Here is a 6,371-nt window from a genome sequence, read left to right as displayed (position 1 = left end):
TAACATAAAAGAATATAAAAATCAGAACATTATAAAAGGTAGACTCATTGATTTTATTGTAAAAAGAACCAAAACCTAAAAATACAACCAAACTTCTATTTTAATCATTGATAGAATACCAACCTTTACTAAACACTAAACTCCCCTCAACAATTCATGAAAATCTAATTTTTAACACTTAATAGTAAATAACGGAAATGGTGGTTTAGATATGCCGATACTAAAATATTATGGACACGCAGCTTTCAAATTTTATTCCCCCAAAATCAGTGTTATTTTCGATCCAGGCATACTAAATGACGAAATACTTGTACCAGAATCGGAAAAAACAAACATTATTTGTGTATCACATGAACACAAAGATCATTTAGGGAACGCGGCGCAGATTTCTGCAAAACAAAAGGCATTTCTACTTGGAAATGAGCAAACCGTAAACGCTGCTCTAAAGGAAGGCGCACCAGAATGGCTAGTAAGAAAGCTACAAAGTGGAGAACACTTTGATAGACCAAATTTAAAAGTTACAGCTTTGGAATTAAAACACGGTCCTAGCGTAGAACCCATTAATATATCTAACCTGTGTTTTATAGTAGAATTGGATGGTGTACGAGTAGCCCACTTGGCGGATGCCATGACTAAAGGATTTTTGGAGCAGTATCCTATTGATGTATTACTTATTGGGGTGGATGAAACAGAGGCTTTTAACAGTAGTCAGTCTTTATCTGCTGTTGCAGATATTAAACCACAACTAGCCATACCTATGCATGTAAGAACCGAGCATGAGATAGATTATTTCTTTACCCATGCGGAAACGGTGGCCCCAGGAACAAAGTTTAGGAAAATGAGAACCGGTGAGGAAATAAGGGTTGAGTGGTTGGCAGGAACAGAGTTTAGTGTAAGTTAGAGTACCTAAAATAAGATTTGAGCGCCAGTTCTCCATTTTGGAAACTGGTGATGGATTGGTAAAAAAGTTAAAGAACATTAAAGTATAATAATTTACACATAAATACTGCTAAAAAATAAATTTGGTATTGGTCTAAGAATGTGTGAGGGAAAAGGTGTGAGCACAGAAGGCTTGAAACTGAATGTGGATGTAACCGAGAATGTTAACTGTGTTATAACTGAGAAGCATGAGATTAAAAGTCTGAAGGTTAGTGGTGTACTTTCTGTTAACAATAATAGTTCGAAAAACAGGATATGGAACGCTGAAATTCGACTAGGAGGTATAGAAACCACTTCTTTTAAAGAAAATATATTACCTGTGGGTGAAGTTCAAGCAGGTGGCAAATGGACAAAAGATTATATTGTTCCTGTTGAGGAAACAGTTCTAAAATTAAAGGAAATAGTGGATACCTGCTATGAAAGTGATGAAGTTAATTGGGCCCTGGTCTACCATAGGCCAATGCCGGTAAGTAGCACCATCACAATCAGTAATCCAACGGACGCATATATAGATAATATTAAAGTTCGAAAAATCATACCAAAGGGTTTTGGAGATCCAGAGATAGAACCGCCGAATACCGGAACCGCCGAGTTTGAACCCGAGTCAAGGGAGGTTGTATGGAAAAATTTTGAACTTTCGCCAGGCAGTGAAGCTACACTCGTTGTTAAATTTAAAATCACTGCGGAGTCCATAGAGCCAATTGGTGCAGGTAAAGTTATAGCAGAATATCATATCAGGGATAGAACGAGATCACTTCTAAATCCAGATATCATAAGTATTTCGGATAGTAGGTTTGCAATAGAACCAGCGGAATCGGTCACACAACCTTCAACGTGGGATTGTACAATAGAGTTTTTGAACATCAGTGAATTTTTACAAAGGCTTCTAAAGGTTGACATATTTCAAATAAAAGGAGATTTAAAAGAACAACTTCTCTCGTTAGAACCCAACAAGGATGTTCCACCCCGACAATCATGGGAGTATAAATTTACTATAAAAAGCGCCTCAATTCCCGTTTTTGAAACAAATATCGACTATAAGGTGGTTAAAGAAGTAACTCGCCAAGTGTATGCCACAATCACTAAGGAAGATACCATGCTTCCGGTAGAGCGCATTCTGACCGAGAAGACTTTCACACCAGCCCAAGTGGACGCGTATGATAAAACACCCATGACCGTAACGGTGTTGGTATCAAATATTGGAAGTGCCCAATTAGATCAAGTAACCATCTATGATGCGATTCCTGAAGATTTCAAACCGCCCTCGCAGGAACGGGTCAAAGTTTATGTCAATGAAAAAGAGTTATCCCAAGGTGTAGAAACAATTATTAATCCTAACGATGATAATCCCGCAGTAAGGCATGGATTCACAGTTTTTGTTAAGAATATGAAAAGCCTTGTGGGAGGGGTAAACCCTGGGCAAATTGTTAAATGTGTTTATCCAATGATGGCTTGGGAGCCAAAACCTGAAAAGAATTACCTTACCCCGATAAGAGCCACTGCTAACATTAAACCGCCAGGTCCTGATGTGGAGTACTTAGAGCTAGAAACTAATCCTCCAAAAATTGGGATTAAATACACGCGTCGCGCTGTTAGGATATATAAGGAAGCTGTGTCTCCTGGAGCAAAAGTTGGACAGCACGTAGTTCCATTAGTTATTGTCAATACAGGCGAGGTTTCTATGGCAAACGTTACCGTAAAGGATTTTGTACCCCTAGGTTTTAGTTTAGTAGAGTGGAAACCAGAGGAGCTACAACCCAAAGTAACAGAGTTAATTGATGGTTTAGTGCTTACGTGGCACTTTATGAGAATAGAGCCAGGTCAAGAGATTTCACTATCTTATACAATTGAAGGTGAAGGCAAGTATACTAGAAAGGAACCTCAACTTTTAGTAGGTTAAACTTTTCTATTTTTTTATTTCCATTTTTACAATAAATGTTTTTTAAAAATCAGTACAATATAGGAATTCTGGAAAATCTTATTCAAATATTACTAAATTTATCATCTATTTTTGCTCTTCTCTCATAGTGACCGTAACTATTTCTGCTAGGGCTTTAAAAGTTTCTTTCATCCTTTGGTCCACTCTTGCGGAATACTCGTCAAGGCTTGCCTGAAAGCCCTTTATGATTTCTGCTATATCCATCATTATTTCCTGAAGGGATTCCCACTTTTCTTTTTCACTTTTGGCTAATCGTTCCAACTGGTTGCTAACCTTTTCCAATTTCTGCGACATCACTTCAAAGGAAACAGTTTCTTCTGCAATTAGCTTGCGAATATTTCTGAGTTCTTTATCAATGGCTGACATGTTTTTTTCTACATTTGCATTAAGGTTATTCATATCGGAGTTTAAAACGTTTAAACCGGCTACCACATTTTTTAAAGATTCAACTGTGGGGACTTCACCTGCCGGAGTTTTAATAGAATCAATCTGAATTTTTACTTTATCTTTTGGATCTGACAAATGCATCGGCCCCTCAAACGAGTTCTTAACCATTTTTCACGATTTCAGTAAATTCGGGCGAATGACTAAAAGTCTTGCTTACATGCATTCCTTTTAATTGTTATCCTAAATTGGGGGATTTACTGTAACTTATATTCTTATTAAGATTTTTATCTTTAAAAAAGTAATCTACAAAAAAATTTTTGTAGGATATTCAGGTTTTTTGCGAGATTTTGAAAATATGAATGTCTAAATCAAAAGAATTATAATCATAAAATGTTAATTATAGCTCAAACAGATAACGAGAGGTATATGCAAGTGCAGGGAACGGTGTCTGACAGATTCATAATATCGGATATTAGAGTTATAGGAACTTGGGATTGGACGAAAACTGCAAGATGTATAGTATGCAATCTGAAAGTAAAGGAAGAAGAGAAGAAGGTTTACTGTCCTTTCTGTGGACTCCCTGCACACCGTGACCATCTTTTGGAGTGGTTAAAGATAAAGGGTTTCTGCCCTAACTGCGGGAAACCACTCGATATAAAAGAAGTAAGAAAATGGTGAAGAGTAAATGATAGTAAAAATAGTCTCGGCAATTGGTGGAGAAGTTTTAGAGTTCGATGTAAGCCCCGACACCGAGATAGAGAAATTAAAATCACAAGTGGCTAAGAAAAAACGAGTACCCGAATCAACCCTAATCCTAGTATACAGAGGACAACAACTAGAAAACAACACAACACTAGAAAAAGCAGGAATTCAAGCCTACGACAAATTGTACCTTGTTACCCGCACCGAGGGAGGATGAGATTTTTTAAAAACATCTCCATCTTTTTATTAGAACATAAAGCATTTTTTAGATATTTTAGGTACTGTGCTATCCTCCGAATACGTTTTTAAATATCCAATCCAAAATAACTATTGATTAAGATACTACCTATCTTTGTAGAATCAATTCAGAAATTACTTTCACTTCTGAATTACTTGTAAGCCAATAAATAATTGTAAACCAGTAACCTCTCATTTAAAAGATTAAACAACGCTTAGTCGGTGGGATCAATATTCTATCAGATGAAGAGTATGAATCGAGACTTGCATACGAAGCTAAACTGATGGAAGAGGAGGAACCATCTTTCCATCCAGTTGATGGAGATTTAAGAAGATGGGAGGGGTTCATCATAGGAACGGGAATATATGAGGGAGGAGTGTTTGAGATAGAAATAGTGGTTCCAAGAAGGTTTCCATATGAGCCACCCAAAGTAATTTGGAAAACCAATATTTGGCATCCTAACATATATCAAAAAAATGTGTGCGTAAATATTCTGGGTAAGGATTGGTTACCGAGCATGAGCATTACAGGCGTGGTAGAAACTCTAAGAAATCTTCTAAACTATCCGAATCCTAGCTCCCCATTAAACACACAAGCGGCTACACAAATGGTCAAAAAAGTAGAAGAATTCTTTAAAGTAGCAAATGATTATGTCAAAAAATATGCCACTTGGAATCATCTCGGAAAATAATCTTTTCTAACTTATGTTCGTTATACATTTTAAGGGGAATTAAATGTGAAAAAGATTGAAGGTAGGTATCATCGACAGGAAATACTTGAAGGATGGAATCAGGAAAAAATCAATCAATCAACTGTTTTACTAGCCGGAGTAGGAGCATTGGGCTCACTAGTGGCGGTTTCATTAGCGTTAATGGGGGTGGGAAAGCTAATACTTGTGGATTTTGATACTATTGAATTATCAAATCTTAATCGTCAGCTTTTATTCACAGAAAGCGATGTTGGTGAGTTTAAAGCCAGAGTAGCTGCTGAGAAGCTTAGGGAAATGAATCCGAGTATCTATGTTGTAGATCGTAATGAGAGTTTGATTAGTGTTCCCCGAAAATATTATGAAGAAAGTGACGTAATTGTAGATGGACTTGATACCTTTGAAGCTAGACGCTGGCTGAATTCTGTATGTGTGAGCCTTAACAAGCCCTTAGTACACGGCGGTATGTATGGTTGGTACGGAAATATTCAAGTAATAATACCTAACGTAACGCCATGCCTGGAGTGTCAGCCACTTCTACCTCGTGAGAGATTCCAGAAATCATGCACCCCGCCGGGTAAGAAGAGAGAAAAAGTTGAAAAACTAACGTTTCCAGGAATTTCAACAATAAGCGCTGTTCTCAGTGGCATCCAAGCCCAAGAGACCCTTAAAATACTACTAAATTTGAAGCCAACAATTGATAATTATTTATTCTATGATGGACTGAGTCAAAGCTTTACAACAATTAAACTTGAAAGAAACCCTAAATGCATAATATGTAGCGACAAGTATAGACTAGAAGGTATTGAATATGCGATTGACAAAAGAGAAACCATCAAAGAATTAAAAGATCGCCTCATAGTAACCTTAGGACTAGTGGAACCTATAAGAGTAATTCACAGAACCAAATTCATTGAAGATAACATAAAAATAGGAGATACGGGACTCAGTTCCGGCGAACTACTTTTTGTATATGATAAATCCTTGGGGAAACCTCTTAAACTAAGAGCAAAAATATCCTAATTTTTACCAAGACTAGAAATACACTTGTTAATTCATGTAGCTATAAAAATGAAAATACTGGTGGAAGTTTTGACGCTCTTTAAATATAAAAAAGAGAGGATTATAGTATAGTATTGTTATTATATTTTAATATGGGCTTCTTTGGGCTCTTCTACTTTTTTCTGGCTGCACCGTACACACAGATGCTCACAGTTATTGTCATCAACTGAAAGAATCAGTTGATAGGTGTAACCACAATCTGGACATTTTACTGTCTTTAACTTGTAAGGCAATGTCTTCCCTCCGAACTAATAAGAACAATAAAACCACTATAACTGAGTATTTAAAAATTGGTAATACAATTTAAATACATTACGGCTACGAATAATAAGGTTTTTTAAAATTAGGGTAATTTTGTGAAAAAAAATTTTATAAATTTTGTTAACTCTTTTATATAA

General features: G+C 36.4%; 8 protein-coding genes. 6 read left to right on the top strand and 2 right to left on the bottom strand.

Going from position 1 to position 6,371, the window contains the following annotated elements:
• Window positions 1-211: 211 nt before the first annotated feature.
• Together ACUVXA_RS14230 and ACUVXA_RS14225 are read left to right on the top strand one after the other, a co-directional pair.
• Window positions 212-901, top strand: coding sequence for an MBL fold metallo-hydrolase (locus tag ACUVXA_RS14230; RefSeq protein ID WP_445871940.1), 690 nt, complete (start codon window positions 212-214; stop codon window positions 899-901).
• Between the two features lie 156 nt (window positions 902-1,057).
• The gene (locus tag ACUVXA_RS14225; RefSeq protein WP_445871939.1) at window positions 1,058-2,839 is read left to right on the top strand and encodes a hypothetical protein; all 1,782 of its coding nucleotides are present in this window, start codon (window positions 1,058-1,060) and stop codon (window positions 2,837-2,839) included.
• A 105-nt stretch (window positions 2,840-2,944) separates the two neighbouring features.
• On the opposite strand, the gene ACUVXA_RS14220 is transcribed toward ACUVXA_RS14225, so the two are convergent.
• Entirely contained in the window at window positions 2,945-3,400 is a 456-nt protein-coding gene (locus ACUVXA_RS14220; protein WP_445871938.1) for a hypothetical protein, read from the bottom strand.
• Window positions 3,401-3,697: 297 nt separating this feature from the next.
• On the opposite strand from ACUVXA_RS14220, the gene ACUVXA_RS14215 reads away from it, so the two are divergent.
• The 4 genes from ACUVXA_RS14215 (at window position 3,698) to ACUVXA_RS14200 (ending at window position 5,934) form a co-directional block, all read left to right on the top strand.
• Window positions 3,698-3,943, top strand: a complete 246-nt coding sequence (locus ACUVXA_RS14215; RefSeq protein WP_445871937.1) for a hypothetical protein — start codon at window positions 3,698-3,700, stop codon at window positions 3,941-3,943.
• A 7-nt stretch (window positions 3,944-3,950) separates the two neighbouring features.
• Window positions 3,951-4,184, top strand: a complete 234-nt coding sequence (locus tag ACUVXA_RS14210) for a ubiquitin-like domain-containing protein (RefSeq protein ID WP_445871936.1) — start codon at window positions 3,951-3,953, stop codon at window positions 4,182-4,184.
• 304 nt (window positions 4,185-4,488) lie between these two features.
• The gene (locus tag ACUVXA_RS14205; protein WP_445871935.1) at window positions 4,489-4,896 is read left to right on the top strand and encodes a ubiquitin-conjugating enzyme family protein; all 408 of its coding nucleotides are present in this window, start codon (window positions 4,489-4,491) and stop codon (window positions 4,894-4,896) included.
• 45 nt (window positions 4,897-4,941) lie between these two features.
• Window positions 4,942-5,934 carry a HesA/MoeB/ThiF family protein gene (locus ACUVXA_RS14200; protein WP_445871934.1) on the top strand — a complete coding sequence of 331 codons (993 nt, stop codon included), beginning with the start codon at window positions 4,942-4,944 and terminating at the stop codon, window positions 5,932-5,934.
• Between the two features lie 119 nt (window positions 5,935-6,053).
• Here ACUVXA_RS14200 and ACUVXA_RS14195 read toward each other — a convergent pair whose 3' ends face one another.
• Window positions 6,054-6,206, bottom strand: coding sequence for a hypothetical protein (locus ACUVXA_RS14195; RefSeq protein ID WP_445871933.1), 153 nt, complete (start codon window positions 6,204-6,206; stop codon window positions 6,054-6,056).
• Between the last annotated feature and the right edge of the window lie 165 nt (window positions 6,207-6,371).

The sequence above is a fragment of the Candidatus Jordarchaeum sp. genome, assembly GCF_052745115.1.
Note: the sequence above shows the minus strand (reverse complement) of the source record. Positions and strands in the feature narration are given on the sequence as shown.